Source organism: Mesorhizobium sp. B2-4-13 (assembly GCF_006658535.1).
In the GTDB taxonomy this organism is placed as follows: domain Bacteria; phylum Pseudomonadota; class Alphaproteobacteria; order Rhizobiales; family Rhizobiaceae; genus Mesorhizobium; species Mesorhizobium australicum.
This window is the reverse complement of the sequence record NZ_VFVB01000004.1, coordinates 404,887-418,567: the sequence shown is the minus strand read 5'-3', so window position 1 is coordinate 418,567 and position 13,681 is coordinate 404,887. Positions and strand designations below refer to the sequence as shown.

Here is a 13,681-nt window from a genome sequence, read left to right as displayed (position 1 = left end):
ACAGAGTATTCAGCATCCCATGACGGTCGATACCCAACCACAGGGCGACGAACGCGTACACTGGCTGCCGATGGTGGCGGCCATTTCGTCGATCAGCGTCGTCGGCATCGCCATTGGCCTCGGCATGCCCTTGCTCAGCGTCATCCTGGAAACACGCGGTCATTCGGCCTCGATGATCGGCCTGAACACGGCTGTCGCCGGCCTGGCCTCGATCGCCGGGGCGCCGCTGGCCACGCCGCTCGCCATGCGCTTCGGCGTCGCCTGGACCATGATCGCCATGATCGTCACCGGCGCGCTCGCCTTCGTCGGTTTCCATTTCGCGCCCGATTTCTGGATGTGGTTTCCGCTGCGCGTCGTTCTGCACGTCGCGCTGACCGTGCTGTTCATCCTGTCGGAATTCTGGATCAGCACCTCGGCGCCGCCACACCGGCGCGGCCTTGTGCTTGGCATCTATGCCACCGTCCTGTCGCTCGGCTTTGCCGCCGGGCCGTGGCTGTTCGCCCATCTCGGCAGCTCCGGCTTCAGGCCGTTCGGCGTCATCATTGCCCTGGTGACGCTGGCTGCCATACCGGTGCTCGCCGCGCGCAACGAAAGCCCGACCATCGTGGCCGACAGCGAAACCAGCCACTTCCTGCGTTATATCTGGCTGGTGCCGACCGCGACTTTCGCCGTGCTCGTGTTCGGCGCGGTTGAGACAGGCGGCTTCGCGCTGTTCCCGGTCTACGGCAACCGCATCGGTTATTCCGAGGCCGACGCGGCGCTGCTGCTGACCATGATCGGCCTCGGCAATGTGCTGTTGCAGATTCCGATCGGCATGATCAGCGACCGCGTCTCCGACCGGCGTTATCTCTTGCTCGCCTGCGCCACGGTCGGCCTCGTCGGCACGATATTCATGCCGTTCTTTGCCGCGAACTGGCATTTGATGGCCGCGCTACTCTTCGTCTGGGGCGGTGTCGTCGCCGCCATGTACACGATCGGCCTCGCCCATCTCGGCTCGCAGCTCTCCGGCCACGAACTGGCCTCCGCCAACGCCGCCTTCGTGCTCTGCTACGGCGTCGGCATGGTGCTTGGCCCGCAGGCGATCGGCATCGGAATGGACAGTTTCGGGCCTTCCGGATTCGGCTGGTCACTCGGCCTGTTCTTCGGCGCCTACATCGCCCTGGTCTGCTTCAGGCTCGTGCGCAAGCTCCTGCTGTAACGCTGTGCCGTCGAGTGCCCTTATCCGCCGCGCCGCGGCGGATGCTGACAGAACCGTGTCAGGAGCGTCCGGTTAAAAGAGTGTCCCCTGATACCCGAAGTTGAGGACACTGCCATGATCGACAGCGGCTTTGAGACCACATCACTGCGAATGACGCTTCTGCTGCTTGTAACCTTCCAGGCTCCAGCTGCCGATGTTGACCGCATCATGGACGCGGTTGTCGCGATCGCACCGCTCGCCATGGGCAAATATGACCGCAACGCGTATCAGTCGGCACACGGCATCGAGCGCTACAGGCCGCTTGAAGGGGCCGCGGCCGGCGCCGAGACCGAATTGCGCCGCCGCCCGGGCACGGTCGAGGTTTCGTTCGAACTGCCCGACGACCAGACGCTGGCGGCCCGCGTCGTCGAAGCGATCTTCCAGGCGCATTCCTATCAGGAACCGGTGATCCGCATCCAGCCGATCCTTGCCAGCCGCTCCAAGGGGCTGGACGACCGTGCCAATCCGAATCGCTGGTGGAACACGACCGGAGACTGGAAGAAGGTTGCGGTATCCGAGGCGGAAACCGCCTGATTTATGCATTCTGGGCAGCTTGGGCTGGCCACATCAGGTTGGCCGGGCTTGACTTTCCAGGCACGTTCTTTATGTGTCGCGCCAAGTTTCCCGCGTCCGGGTGTTTTCCCGTGCTCCAGCGGCCAAAACCCCACGAACATAACGGACTGAGATCATGGCCAAAGCCGCAAACATCAAGATCAAGCTTCTGTCGACCGCCGACACCGGTTTCTTCTACGTCACCAGCAAGAACAGCCGTACCAAGACCGACAAGCTGTCGTTCCGCAAGTACGACCCGGTCGCCAAGAAGCACGTCGAATTCAAGGAAACCAAGATCAAGTAATCTGGTTTTTCCTCTGGAATGCCAAACGCCGCCCATCGGGCGGCGTTTTCGTTTGGGCGGGCGGCTGAAGTCCGTCAGCCCGGCTGAGCGCCTTAGAGTCTTTCATGTTTTGATGGCAGCGTATCCAGCATTCGCGAAGTAGTTGCCGCATTCTTCAGGCTCGATCGTTGCGACGAGGTGGCCGATGTGGCGCCACGTGTCCTCGACGGTTCGTTTCTGCGCTTGGCGCATCCAGTGTTTGATCTTGGCGAAGGCCTGCTCGATGGGATTGAGATCCGGGGAGTAGGGCGGCAGGTACCAAAGCCTTGCGCCTGCAGCCTTGATCATCTGCCTGATGGCCGCCGACTTATGGCTTCCAAGATTGTCCATGATGACGATATCGCCGGGCTTGAGCACACTGATGAGTTGCTGCTCGACATAGGCGCGGAAGCATTGGCCGTTGATCGGTCCGTCGAAGACGCAAGGTGCCGCGAGCCGATCCCAGCGCAGCGCACCGAGGAAAGTCAGCGTGCGCCAGTGGCCATGCGGAGCCAGGCCGCGCAGTCGCTTGCCCTTGGCCCCCCAACCGCGCAGCGGGGCCATGTTGGTCTTGATCCAGGTCTCGTCGATGAAGACGAGGCACTGCGGATCCAGGCCAGGCTGCCAGGCTCGCCACCGCTGTCGCCTGCGGGCAACATCAGCGCGCGCCTGCTCAAGAGCGAACAGCGTTTTTTTTGAAGCTCAGCCCCTCGCGGCACAGGAACTGCCACACTGCGTTGTGCGAAACCGTGACCCCGCGACCGGCCAGTTCATCCTTAAGGCCGTGCAACGTCAGATGCGGCGTCTCACGCATGCGCGCCTCGATGAAGGCACGGTGTGGCTCCAGCACTCTCTTGCGATGTCCACCCATCTTGCCAGGCGCTATCGAACCGGTCGCCTGATGGCGCTGCAACAACTTCACTGCCGTCGAATTCGCGATACTGAACCGCTTGGCGGCCGACCGGCGGCTCTCGCCACTCAAAACCGCCGCCACAACCCGCTCGCGAAGATCCTCGGAAAGAGGTCGAACCATCTGATGCTGGCCTCCAATCCAGCCAGCATCTTGAATCACAAATCCAACCGAGCGGGAATCCCTTCCGATTCTATCAAGCGATGAACCGCTCTAGAGCCGGATGATTTCAGGTCGAGTCGACCTGAAATCTGAATCCGTCTCTAAATCAAAGAGATAGAGCATGATGTCGTCCGAAAACCGCTTCACACTTTTCGGCATCATGCTCTAGCCGATGCGGTCGCCGCTCTTCCCGTCGAACAAATGCAGCGATGCCGGATCGGCCGACAGGCGCACCATGTCGCCAGGCTTCACGGCCGCGCGCCCCATCGCAAAGACGCAAAGCTGCTGGCCGGCCAGCTTGACGTAGAACTGCGTCGACAGGCCGAGCGGCTCCACCACTCCTACTTCGCCTTGCAGCGTGCCGTCGTCAGCCAGCCGGATATGCTCGGGCCGCAGGCCGACGGTGATGACGTCACCGTCCCTGAGCGGCAGGCCGTCCGGCAGCCGAAGCTTCTGGCCATCGGACAACACGGCGTTCACCTTGCCGCCCTTCTCCACCGTGGCCGGCAGGAAATTCATTCCAGGCGAGCCAATGAAGCCGGCGACGAACATATTGGCCGGCCGGTCATAGAGATCGAGCGGCGCCCCCACCTGCTGGATCAGCCCGTCATGCATGACGACGATGCGGTCGGCCATGGTCATCGCCTCGATCTGGTCGTGGGTGACGTAGACCGAAGTGGTCTTCAACTGCTGGTGCAGCGCCTTGATCTCGGCGCGCATATGAACGCGCAGCTTGGCATCGAGGTTCGACAGCGGCTCGTCGAAGAGAAAAACCTTGGGATCGCGCACGATGGCGCGGCCCATGGCGACGCGCTGGCGCTGGCCACCAGACAATTGCCTGGGCAGGCGTTGCAGGAACGTATCGAGCCCCAGCCGCTTGGCGGCACCATCGACGCGCGCATCGATCGCCGGCTTCTCGGCCTTTCGCAGCATCAGGCTGAAGCCCATGTTCTTCGAGACGTCCATATGCGGATAGAGCGCATAGGACTGGAACACCATGGCGATGTCGCGGTCCTTGGGCGCCACGTCATTGACCAGCCGCTCGCCGATGCGGATCTCGCCGCCCGAGGCTTCCTCGAGCCCGGCGATCATGCGCAACAGCGTGGACTTGCCGCAGCCGGACGGTCCGACCAGCACGACGAACTCGCCATCGGCGATTTCGAGATCGACCCCGTGCAGGACGCGCACGGCGCCATAATCCTTGCGGACCTTTTCGAGCGTGACAGAGGCCATCGGTCTATCCTTTGACGGCGCCGGCGGTCAGGCCGGTGACGAGATAGCGTTGCAGGAAAGCGAAGAAGATGCAGACCGGGATCAGCGCCAGGATCGACGCCGCCATCATCTGTCCCCAGTCGACGGCGAACTTGCCGATGAAGGTGAGCAGGCCGACGGCGAAGGTTTTCTGGTCGTCGCTGGAAATCAGCATCAGCGCGAACAGCAGCTCGCTCCAGGCGGCGGTAAAGACGAAGCCAAGTGTCGCGCCCATGCCGGGCAGCGTCAGCGGCACGATCACCTTGCGCATCGCCTGCGCGCGCGTGCAGCCGTCGATCATCGCCGCCTCCTCCAGGTCCTTGGGGATGCCGTCGAAGAAGGACTGCATCAGGAAGGTGGCGAAGGCGGTGTTGAAGGCGGTGTAGATGATGATCAGCCCGGTCAGGCTGTTGATCAGGCCGATCTGCCCCATCACGCGGTAGATAGGCGGAATGACCATCACCAGCGGAAAGGTCTGGGTCAGCAGCAACATGAGAGCCAGTGCGGCCTTGCCGCGAAAGGTGAAACGCGACATGGCGTAGCCGGCAAGCGTGGCGATGACCGTGACCAGTGCCGCAGTGGACACCGAGACGATGACGCTGTTGAGGAAATAGCGCGGGAAATCGGTGGCTTCGAGCACGGTCACGAAATTCTGCAATGTCATGTTCGACGGCCAGAAAGTGATGCCTTCGGAATAGAGCAGCCGCTCCGGCGTGACCGAGATCTTCAGCGTCCAGTAGATCGGGAACAGAGCGAAGACGACGTAGGCGGCGATCGCGGCGTAAAGGCCGATGCCACCGAAGAAGCGCTGTGAAGCTGAGCGTCCGGCAATCATCAGACGTGCCTCACCAGCGAGCGGCGGATGGCGATCAGCACGATCGCGTAGGCGATGAGCAGCACCAGCAGCAGCACGGCCACAGCCGAGGCATAGCCTTTGTCCAGCGACTTGAAGGCGCTGACATAGATGTAGACCGGCACCGTGTTGGTCGACCCGGCCGGCCCGCCCTCGGTCATGACGAAGATCAGGTCGGCGAAGGTGGCGATCCAGATCGTGCGCAACATCACCGTGATGGCGATGGTCGGGGCCAGGAAAGGCAGCGTCACCTTGGTGAAACGTTGCCACGGCGAAGCGCCGTCGATCGCCGCCGCTTCATGCAGTTCCGAGGGAATGGACTTCAGCGCCGCCAGCAGCGTTATGGCGAAGAACGGAATGCCGAACCAGACATTGGCGATGATCGGCCCCCACATGGCGGTGGAGGGATCGGACAGGACGTTGGTCGGTTCGGCTTTCAGCCCCAAGGCGAACAGCCAGTGCGGCAGCGGACCGACGATCGGGTTGAACAGCCAGGCCCAGGTCAGGCCCGACAGGAAGGACGGCACCGCCCAGGGCAGGAACACCAGCGCCTGCACCGCCTTGCGGCCTGGAAAAGGCTTGTCGAGCAGCAGCGCCAGGCCAAGGCCGAGGAAGAACTGGAAGAACAGGCTGGCCGCCGTCCACCACAACGTGTTGATCAGCGCCTGGCCCAGCACCTGGTCCGACAGCATCGCCTGATACTGCCCGAGCCCGACATACTCGGACTTGAAAGCCGAAAATTTGCGGAAGGAATAGCTGATGCCGATGACCAGCGGCACGAGCAGCACCACGACCAGCAGGATGATCGCCGGGCTGAGGTAGAGCCAAGGCTCGATCGTCGCGTAGGAGAGCCGCTTTTTTCGCGGCGCCGCTGCGGATCGAATTTCGGATACGGCATAGGTCATTTGGCTGAGAAATGGCTCCCTGGAGCGGCTGGATGGACAATGAGCGTCCTTCTCCCCGTTCACGGGGAGAAGGGAAGAAAAGCTACTTCTTGTTCTTCGCCAGCCAGTCCTGCTGTTCCTTGGTCAGGAAGGCAGCCCACTGGTCGGCGACCTCCTTGGCCGTCTTCTGGCCGAGCAGCACTTCCTGGAAGTTCTTGATCGCGACCTGGTCGACGAAATTGCCGAGGTTTTCCAGATGCGTCGGCGGCGTCACCATTTCATATTTGGAGCTGTCGCTGAGTTCCGTGAACCAGCCCTTGAACTGCTCGGTCTTGAAATGGGGATCCTGGTCGGCACCGTTGTGGATCGGCACGACGCCGACTTCCTTGGCCCATTCCAGATTGTCCTTCGGCGACAGAAGCGTCGCCATCAGCTTCCAGGCATCATCCTTGTGCTGCGAGTTGGCGAACATCGCCCAGCCGGCATAGCCGAGCGTCGGATAGGACTTTCCGCTTGGTCCGACCGGCAGCGGCGCCACGGCGAAGTCGTCGGCGCTCATCTTGTCGGCGATGCCGAGAAGCGCGTCCGGATCCTGATTGAGCATGGCGCAAGTGCCGGAGTAGAAACCGGTGACGGTTTCGTTGAAGCCCCAGCTTACGGAATCCTTCGGCGCGAGACCATTCTTGTACATGTCGGCCAGCATCTGCAGGCCCTTGACCGAGCCCTCTTCATTGATGGTCGAGGTGCCGTCCTCGTTGAAATAGCCGCCCTTGCCCTGAGCGATGTTCATGAACATGTGCATGCCGTTGAAGGCGCCCGGCCCGCCGCGCAGGCAGTAGCCGTATTTTCCGGGAATGGCCGAGATCTTCTTGGAATCGGCGACAAACTCGTCGAGCGTCGCTGGCGGGCCGTCGAGACCAGCCTCCTTGAACAGCTTCTTGTTCCAGAACAGCGCGTTCACATAGTAGCCATAGGGGATCATGAACTGGGTGTTGTTGACGGTCGAGCCGAACTGTTTGGCACGGTCGCCGAGCGTCTTGGCGTCGTCCCACTTGGCCATATAGGGGCCGAGATCCTCGAGCTGGGCATTGTTGGCGTAAAGCCCCATCCAGCGTTCCGGCATCTCGACCACATCGGGCGTGTCACCGGCCTGCACCATGGTCAGGAATTTCTCGAAAGCCTGGCCCCAGGGCAGCGAGACCAGTTCGACCTTGACGCCTGGATTGGCCGCCTCGAACTCGGCGATCTGCTTCTTGAGGAATTCGGTGCGTGGCGGGCTGGTGATCACCTCGACCATTTTCAGGGTTGAATCGGCGAGGGCGCCACCGGCGGAAATCGCCAGCCCCGCGACGGTGGCAAGCAAGACGGTCAGTTTTTTCATGTTCAAGACTCCCATTTTGAACCCGCTTGTTATTTTCTGGCTTTTTCGAGGGCCTGGGCGACATCCGCCCAGAGATCCTCGACACTTTCCAATCCGACATTGAAGCGGATGGTTCGGGGGCTGACGCCGAAGCGCGCCATCGAATTCAGTCCTGGCGTCTGCTCCAGCGACGCCTTGGCCGGTACGACCAGGCTCTCATGCCCACCCCAGCTGACGCCGATGCGGAAATATTTCAGCGCGTCGACGAAGGCGGGAATGTCGATGTCCTCGGTAACCTCGAACGAGAACAACCCGCCATAGCCGGCAAGCGTCGCCTTGCCCGGATGGTTCGAATAGGCCGGATGGTTCACCCGCTCGACATCGCCATGCGCCTTCAGCCGCTCGGCGATGGCAAGCCCGCTCTTCATATGGTGCGGCAGGCGCAGCGGCAGCGTGCGCAGGCCGCGCAGCAAAAGCCAGGCCTCGAACGGCGACAGCTTGCCGCCGAGATAGGAATAGGTCTGCTCGTTGATCTGCTTGATATGCGCTGCCGAGCCAGCCACCACGCCGGCGACCGTGTCGCTGTGGCCGCCGAGATATTTCGAGGCCGAGTGCAGCACGAGGTCGACGCCGTGCGAGATCGGCTTCTGGAACACCGGCGTCGCCCAGGAATTGTCGATGGTGGTGACGATGCCCTGCTCTTTTGCCAGCCGGGTCAGATGCGGCAGGTCCTGGAGCTCGAACACCATCGAGGTCGGGCTTTCCAGATAGAGCAGCTTGGCGCCGGGAAGCGCCGCCGCGACCGCGTCCGGGTCGGAACCATCGACATAGTCGACCTTGATGTTGAGCCGCGGCAGGAGCCGCTCGAACAGCCGGTAGGCATCGCCATAGCAGTTGCGTACAGCAACGATGCGCTCGCCCGCCCCGACGAAGGCAAGCACGGTGGCGCTGATCGCCGCCATGCCGCTGGAGAAGCCGCGTGCGGCCTCTGCACCCTCGAGCGCGGCGACACGAGCCTCGAACTCCATGACCGTCGGATTGTCGCCGCGGGAATAGATCGGCTGCTTTCGTTTGCCGGCAAAGGTATCCGCCATTTCCGCATAATTGGCGAAAGTGAACAACGAGGTCTGGTAGATCGGCGGCACGACGGCGCCGCCGGGAAACGGTTCGTCATGCGCCAAAAGCGTCGCCGCCTCGGCGAGATAATCGTGGTCGAAACCGTCTGGATGCCCGTTCATTTCAGGTCCGAAAGCTTGAGTTTGGCCGCACCGCGCTTGAGGTCGTCCTCGACGGTGGCGATGAGCTTGAGCGCCTCGTCGCGGGCGCCCTGCGGATCCCGCGCGGCGATACGTTCGTAGATGGTGCGGTGATAGGGAAAGCTGGCATGGCCGAAATCGCGCACACCGAGCGGATGCTCCCAGAAGCGATGGAACAGTTCGTGCATGGCCGCGATGATCTGTTCGAACAGTGGATTGCCGGAAACCCGGTAGATCGCCTGGTGGAATTCCCAGTCCTCTTCCGACGACATGCCATCAAGGGTGCGAAACGCCTGCTCCATGATATCGAGCTTGCCCTCGATCTCGGCAATGTCGGCCGGGCTTGCCCGCTCGGCGCACAGTGCCGCTGCTTCCGCCTCCAGCGCGCGGCGTATTTCCAGCGTCTGCATCAGGCTGGTGAAGTCATTGCCGCCCGCCAGCGTCAGCGGCAAATGCAGCATGTCGGGCGAGACGGCCACCTTGAGAAACGTGCCGCTGCCTTGCCGGCGTTCGACCAGGCCCAATCCTTCCCACCGCGTCAGCGCCTCGCGCACCGTGTTGCGGCTGACCTTGAGCCGTTCGGCTAGAATGCGCTCGGTCGGCAGTCGCTCGCCAGGCCGCAAGGCCTCGGCGCGGACGAAGCCCACCAATGCCTTCAGCACGGCGTCGTCACGCGCCGTCGTCTGGATGGGTGGCAGGCTGTTCTGGTCCACATTTCCTCCAAGTGGTCCAATGGTCCAACCAATTTCTGCATAGATGGAACCTCCTGTCAATCGCTTGTCAGGAGGCAGCCGGCCTTTCAGGCCGTGAAGGTGACGCGCTGCGTTCGGAGGGGCGCCCGGCTCCGGCATCCGGTCCGAACCATCTGGTCAGCGCATCGGCCAATCCCTGTCCATCCTCAACGCCAACCCAGGCCACGTATCCATCGGGCCGGATCAAGACCGCGTCGGGTGCGGCGACCGTTCCGAGTACGGGAAGCTCCCAGGCACCGGCATACGATGCGTCGATCTGCCGGATCCGGTCGGCCCAAGGCGCAATGTCCAGCCTGCCTGGCTCACCGAAATTGAGGAGCAGCGGCCGCGCGTCGTGGAGCAACGTGAACAGTCGCAACGGCCCATCAGCGGTGGAGAGATCGAGGTCGGGAATTCGTCGCCCAAGCAGCGCGTGCCCCTCCCCGAGATCGTAGTGGACACCCAGGCCAGACATCTCCGCGGCGATCCGTTTGCGTGGCCCATCCATGGCGAGCAGTTCGGCGAATGTGTCGCTCAAGGCCTTGGTGCGAGCATCCATCCGGCGAAGCGCGACCTGCGCCATCGCGTTGCGCAGCACGCGGGCGGCGACCGGATGGCGTTCGGCATGGTAGCTGTCGAGCAGGCCTTCCAGTGACATCCGCTTGACCACCTGGGCCAGCTTCCACCCCAGGTTCACCGCGTCCTGCACGCCGATATTGAGGCCCTGTCCGCCCATTGGGGGATGGATATGCGCGGCGTCACCGGCCAGCAGAACACGTCTGTCGCGGTAAGCGGCAGCCTGCCGCGTCATGTCGGTGAACCGGGAAATCCAGGTCGGACTGTGGACCCCGTAATCGGTGCCGTAGACACCGACAAGCGCCTCGCTGAGATCGCGCAGTGTCGGTTCGCCACCAATGGTCAGTTGTCGCTCGGTCAGCACGATACCCACCCGGCCGTCTTCCTCAATCTTGCCGATCGCATGGATACCATGGGCGTCACTGCGAAAGCCCAATGCTGGTTCCTCCGCCGTCTCGACCTCGGCGATCATCCAGCTCATCGTCGGATCCCATCCTTCGAACGCGATCCCCGCGGCCTTGCGGATCATGCTGCGTCCTCCGTCGCAGCCGACGAGATACTGCGTCCGCAGCCGCTGGCCGCCAGACAGATCGATGTCGACGCCACCATCATCCTGTGCGAAGCCCGTGACGTCCTGCCGGCGATAGATCGGCACGCCGAACTCGCTGATCCAGTCGGCCAATATCCGCTCGATGTGGTTTTGCCGCAGTGCCAGCAGATAGTTGTGCCGCGTGGGAAAGTCGCTGATGTCCAATCGGATCATGTGGAAGCCCACCGACGGCGATGTCTGTCCCTGCGAGAGGAACCGGTCGGCAATTCCGCGCTGGTCGAGCACCTCGATGGTGCGTGCGTGCAGGCCGCCCGCGCGCAAACCGACGAGTTCCTGGTTTGGCCGCCGCTCGACAACGGCCACATCGACGCCCGCCAATGCGAGTTCGCCAGCCAGCATCAACCCGGTCGGACCGCCTCCGGCGATCACCACCGCATGATCCCGACGCACTCGGCCTCCTGGCAACAATTCCGGCATTTCGCCACTCCCGTTTCCTGGGTCGTGGTTCTACGGGAACAGCCGGGTCTTGCCGCAAGCCCCTTGCGCGCCATATGTATGAAATGGAGGGGGCTGGCTCCTCTTCTCCACTTATGCATATGGCGGCGAAAAAGTCGCGGTGTTGCCAAGCAATAGCACGCGAGGGTGCAACCGAAGCCGTTACAGTCCAGAAAAGCGGGACCTGCCGCAAAAAAGCCCCGGTTCTTCCGGGGCTTGACGCAGATTCCTGATGTCATATCGGGCAAAGGGGGCCGGTCGGCGTTTGGCAGCGGTACGAGGAGGCCACTATGTGCCAGCGCCGGCCGGCCGACCCCACGGACCCAGGAGATGCGGCGGACCTGAGCATCATGGGGTATTCGAGGATCGAGCCGGCTGTCTACCTCGTGCCGGCTTCGTCTTGGCCTTCACATTTGCGCAAGAGCTTATGGAAATCAACAGTTTCTTAACCAAGGCTCGCGAATCGCTTGGATTAAGGTAAATGGGTAACCCTGTTGGGGTTGACCGGATTATCGGGGCCGGAGCGTCAAGCTGCCTTGGCAACGACGCGGTTGCGGCCGCCGCTCTTGGCTTCGTAGAGCGCGAGATCGGCGCGTTTCATCAATGCCGCCACCGTGTCCACGCCCTTCAGCACCGATGACACGCCAACACTGACGGTGACCTCGATCGTCTTGCCCTCGGCGCCGATGGCGAACGGCATCTGGGCGATTTCGGCACGAATGCGCTCGGCCACCTTCTCGGCCACTGCGCCGTCGGTATCGGGCATTACCACCACGAACTCCTCGCCGCCGAACCGGCAGGCAAGGTCGATACCCCGGACGTTCTTGCGCAGCCGCCGCGCGAATTCGCGCAGCACCTCGTCGCCGCCGTCATGCCCATGCGCATCATTGATGGACTTGAAGCGGTCGAGATCGGTGATCATTACCGACAGCGGCCGGCGCCGCGCCACGGCGCGATCGAACAGCGTCTGCAGATGGCTGTCTAGATAGCGGCGATTGTGCAGCCCGGTGAGGCCGTCGGTCACGGCCATTTCGATGGTCTGGGTGACACTGGCGCGCAATTGGTCATTGTAGCGCTTGCGGCGCACCTGGGTACGCAGCCGCGCCGTCAGTTCCTGCTGGTCGATCGGCCGCATCAGATAGTCGTTGATGCCGAGTTCGAGCCCTCGGATGATGCGCTCCTCCTCGCCCTCCTCCGCCAGCAGGATGATCGGCACGAAACGGGTGCGGTCGAGCGAGCGCAGTTGCGAGCAGAGCCTGAGCGGATCGAAATCGGCGAAAGCCGTCGAGATCATCACGCATTCATAGGGCGTCTCCGCGGCCTGGAAGAACCCGGCATGCGGATCGCCGGTGACGTCGAGGTCGGCACGGTCGCGCAGCATCTTCTGGATGCGCTCGACCGACGATTTGCGCTCGTCGATCAAAAGCACCTTCGGCGTCTTGTCCTCGGACGCGAAATTGCGGCTCAAAAGTTCTTCGATGCCGATGTTGCGCGTGGTCGAGGCGCGCAGCCGAAGCTCGTCGGTCAACGACTTCAGGCGAACCAAGCTCTTGACGCGCGTCATCAGCTGCAAGTCGTTGACCGGCTTGGTCAGGAAATCGTCGGCGCCGGCCTCGAGCCCGCGCACGCGGTCGGTGACCTGATCGAGCGCGGTGATCATCACCACCGGAATGTGCGACGTCGCCGGATCGCTCTTCAATCGCCGGCAGACCTCGAACCCGTCCATGTCGGGCATCATCACGTCGAGCAGCACGACATCGACCTTGCCGTTCTCGCAGGTCTCGATCGCATCGGACCCATTGGTGGCGGTCAGAACCTCGAAATACTCGGCCAGCAGCCGGACTTCCAGCAGCCTCACATTGGCAGGGATGTCGTCGACGACGAGGATCCGCGCAGTCATTTCACAACGCTCCGGCTCGGCTGGAAGGGTACATCAGGCATCGCCCAGATAAGATTTGATGGTTTCGATGAAACGCGGCACCGAGATCGGCTTCGAAATATACGCCTCGCAGCCGCCTTGGCGGATGCGTTCCTCGTCGCCTTTCATCGCAAAGGCAGTCACCGCAATCACCGGGATGACGTGCAGATCGTCGTCCTCTTTCAGCCATTTGGTCACTTCCAGTCCCGACACTTCGGGCAGCTGGATGTCCATCAGGATGAGGTCCGGCCGGTGCTGGCGCGCCAGGTCGAGCGCCTCCAGACCGTTGCGGGTGCGCACCGTCTCGTAACCGCTTGCTTCGATGAGGTCCCGAAAGAGCTTCATATTGAGCTCATTGTCCTCGACGATCATCACCTTCTTAGGCATCGGCATCCCGTCCCGGCCGTCCTCCACCCGGGGGTGGCCGTCATGCGCTCTTTCCTTGAACGCACCAAACCCTGCTGCACTATACGGCAATATGATTGACGAAACGGAAACCCGAAGCCTGCAAAGCAGCACGAATTCCGCCTCGCCTCCCTGCGCGTCCAAAAGGCGCGCCACGCGCTAATGGCTTGCCGCAAGCAATTCTTGCCATTACTGCGGGAGAGACTCATTCCACGCACC

General features: G+C 62.4%; 13 protein-coding genes. 3 read left to right on the top strand and 10 right to left on the bottom strand.

The features are described from left to right. Window positions 1–19: 19 nt before the first annotated feature. The 3 genes from FJ936_RS13960 to rpmG all read left to right on the top strand — a co-directional run bounded on the left by FJ936_RS13960 (window position 20) and on the right by rpmG (window position 2,093). Window positions 20–1,198 carry an MFS transporter gene (locus tag FJ936_RS13960; RefSeq protein WP_140794105.1) on the top strand — a complete coding sequence of 393 codons (1,179 nt, stop codon included), beginning with the start codon at window positions 20–22 and terminating at the stop codon, window positions 1,196–1,198. A gap of 114 nt (window positions 1,199–1,312) precedes the next feature. Continuing rightward, window positions 1,313–1,771 carry a hypothetical protein gene (locus tag FJ936_RS13955; RefSeq protein ID WP_140723513.1) on the top strand — a complete coding sequence of 153 codons (459 nt, stop codon included), beginning with the start codon at window positions 1,313–1,315 and terminating at the stop codon, window positions 1,769–1,771. A 154-nt stretch (window positions 1,772–1,925) separates the two neighbouring features. Continuing rightward, complete coding sequence (gene rpmG, locus FJ936_RS13950; RefSeq protein ID WP_006201775.1) at window positions 1,926–2,093, top strand: 50S ribosomal protein L33; 168 nt, start codon at window positions 1,926–1,928, stop codon at window positions 2,091–2,093. Window positions 2,094–2,195: 102 nt separating this feature from the next. On the opposite strand, the gene FJ936_RS13945 is transcribed toward rpmG, so the two are convergent. From FJ936_RS13945 to FJ936_RS13895, 10 genes are all read right to left on the bottom strand, one after another. Further along, window positions 2,196–3,144, bottom strand: a protein-coding gene (locus tag FJ936_RS13945) for an IS630 family transposase (RefSeq protein ID WP_141906684.1) whose coding sequence is annotated in 2 segments (ribosomal slippage) — window positions 2,196–2,807 and window positions 2,809–3,144 — 948 coding nt in all. Because the reading frame shifts where the segments join, the coding sequence is not laid out codon by codon here. A 204-nt stretch (window positions 3,145–3,348) separates the two neighbouring features. Then, window positions 3,349–4,416 carry a sn-glycerol-3-phosphate ABC transporter ATP-binding protein UgpC gene (ugpC, locus tag FJ936_RS13940; RefSeq protein WP_141906683.1) on the bottom strand — a complete coding sequence of 356 codons (1,068 nt, stop codon included), beginning with the start codon at window positions 4,414–4,416 and terminating at the stop codon, window positions 3,349–3,351. A 4-nt stretch (window positions 4,417–4,420) separates the two neighbouring features. Then, window positions 4,421–5,269 carry a carbohydrate ABC transporter permease gene (locus tag FJ936_RS13935; RefSeq protein WP_140793357.1) on the bottom strand — a complete coding sequence of 283 codons (849 nt, stop codon included), beginning with the start codon at window positions 5,267–5,269 and terminating at the stop codon, window positions 4,421–4,423. Further along, a complete protein-coding gene (locus FJ936_RS13930; RefSeq protein ID WP_015317627.1) occupies window positions 5,269–6,192 on the bottom strand; it encodes a sugar ABC transporter permease in 924 nt (307 codons plus the stop codon). Before FJ936_RS13930 ends, FJ936_RS13935 begins: the two co-directional genes overlap by 1 nt. Before the next feature lie 82 nt (window positions 6,193–6,274). Continuing rightward, the gene (locus tag FJ936_RS13925) at window positions 6,275–7,552 is read right to left on the bottom strand and encodes a sugar ABC transporter substrate-binding protein (protein ID WP_140616197.1); all 1,278 of its coding nucleotides are present in this window, start codon (window positions 7,550–7,552) and stop codon (window positions 6,275–6,277) included. 29 nt (window positions 7,553–7,581) lie between these two features. Beyond that, on the bottom strand, window positions 7,582–8,769 hold the full coding sequence (locus tag FJ936_RS13920; RefSeq protein ID WP_140616195.1) for a PLP-dependent transferase: 1,188 nt from the start codon (window positions 8,767–8,769) through the stop codon (window positions 7,582–7,584). After that, complete coding sequence (locus FJ936_RS13915) at window positions 8,766–9,500, bottom strand: FadR/GntR family transcriptional regulator (RefSeq protein ID WP_140793359.1); 735 nt, start codon at window positions 9,498–9,500, stop codon at window positions 8,766–8,768. The genes FJ936_RS13920 and FJ936_RS13915 overlap by 4 nt, the downstream gene beginning before the upstream one ends. A 67-nt stretch (window positions 9,501–9,567) precedes the next feature. After that, window positions 9,568–11,121, bottom strand: a complete 1,554-nt coding sequence (locus FJ936_RS13910; RefSeq protein ID WP_181171505.1) for an FAD-dependent monooxygenase — start codon at window positions 11,119–11,121, stop codon at window positions 9,568–9,570. Window positions 11,122–11,665: 544 nt separating this feature from the next. Then, complete coding sequence (locus FJ936_RS13900; protein WP_141906682.1) at window positions 11,666–13,039, bottom strand: PleD family two-component system response regulator; 1,374 nt, start codon at window positions 13,037–13,039, stop codon at window positions 11,666–11,668. Between the two features lie 33 nt (window positions 13,040–13,072). Continuing rightward, window positions 13,073–13,429: a response regulator gene (locus tag FJ936_RS13895; RefSeq protein ID WP_280110242.1), complete on the bottom strand. Its 357-nt coding sequence runs from the start codon at window positions 13,427–13,429 to the stop codon at window positions 13,073–13,075. Between the last annotated feature and the right edge of the window lie 252 nt (window positions 13,430–13,681).

Excerpts from the sequence above, each read along its gene's own strand:
- FJ936_RS13930 (WP_015317627.1), bottom strand. The coding sequence starts at position 6,192 with ATGACCTATGCCGTATCCGAAATTCGATCCGCAGCGGCGCCGCGAAAA.
- FJ936_RS13960 (WP_140794105.1), top strand. The coding sequence starts at position 20 with ATGACGGTCGATACCCAACCACAGGGCGACGAACGCGTACACTGGCTG.
- FJ936_RS13900 (WP_141906682.1), bottom strand. The coding sequence starts at position 13,039 with ATGACTGCGCGGATCCTCGTCGTCGACGACATCCCTGCCAATGTGAGG.
- ugpC (WP_141906683.1), bottom strand. The coding sequence starts at position 4,416 with ATGGCCTCTGTCACGCTCGAAAAGGTCCGCAAGGATTATGGCGCCGTG.
- FJ936_RS13925 (WP_140616197.1), bottom strand. The coding sequence starts at position 7,552 with ATGAAAAAACTGACCGTCTTGCTTGCCACCGTCGCGGGGCTGGCGATT.
- FJ936_RS13895 (WP_280110242.1), bottom strand. The coding sequence starts at position 13,429 with ATGATCGTCGAGGACAATGAGCTCAATATGAAGCTCTTTCGGGACCTC.
- FJ936_RS13955 (WP_140723513.1), top strand. The coding sequence starts at position 1,313 with ATGATCGACAGCGGCTTTGAGACCACATCACTGCGAATGACGCTTCTG.
- rpmG (WP_006201775.1), top strand. The coding sequence starts at position 1,926 with ATGGCCAAAGCCGCAAACATCAAGATCAAGCTTCTGTCGACCGCCGAC.
- FJ936_RS13935 (WP_140793357.1), bottom strand. The coding sequence starts at position 5,269 with ATGATTGCCGGACGCTCAGCTTCACAGCGCTTCTTCGGTGGCATCGGC.
- FJ936_RS13920 (WP_140616195.1), bottom strand. The coding sequence starts at position 8,769 with ATGAACGGGCATCCAGACGGTTTCGACCACGATTATCTCGCCGAGGCG.
- FJ936_RS13910 (WP_181171505.1), bottom strand. The coding sequence starts at position 11,121 with ATGCCGGAATTGTTGCCAGGAGGCCGAGTGCGTCGGGATCATGCGGTG.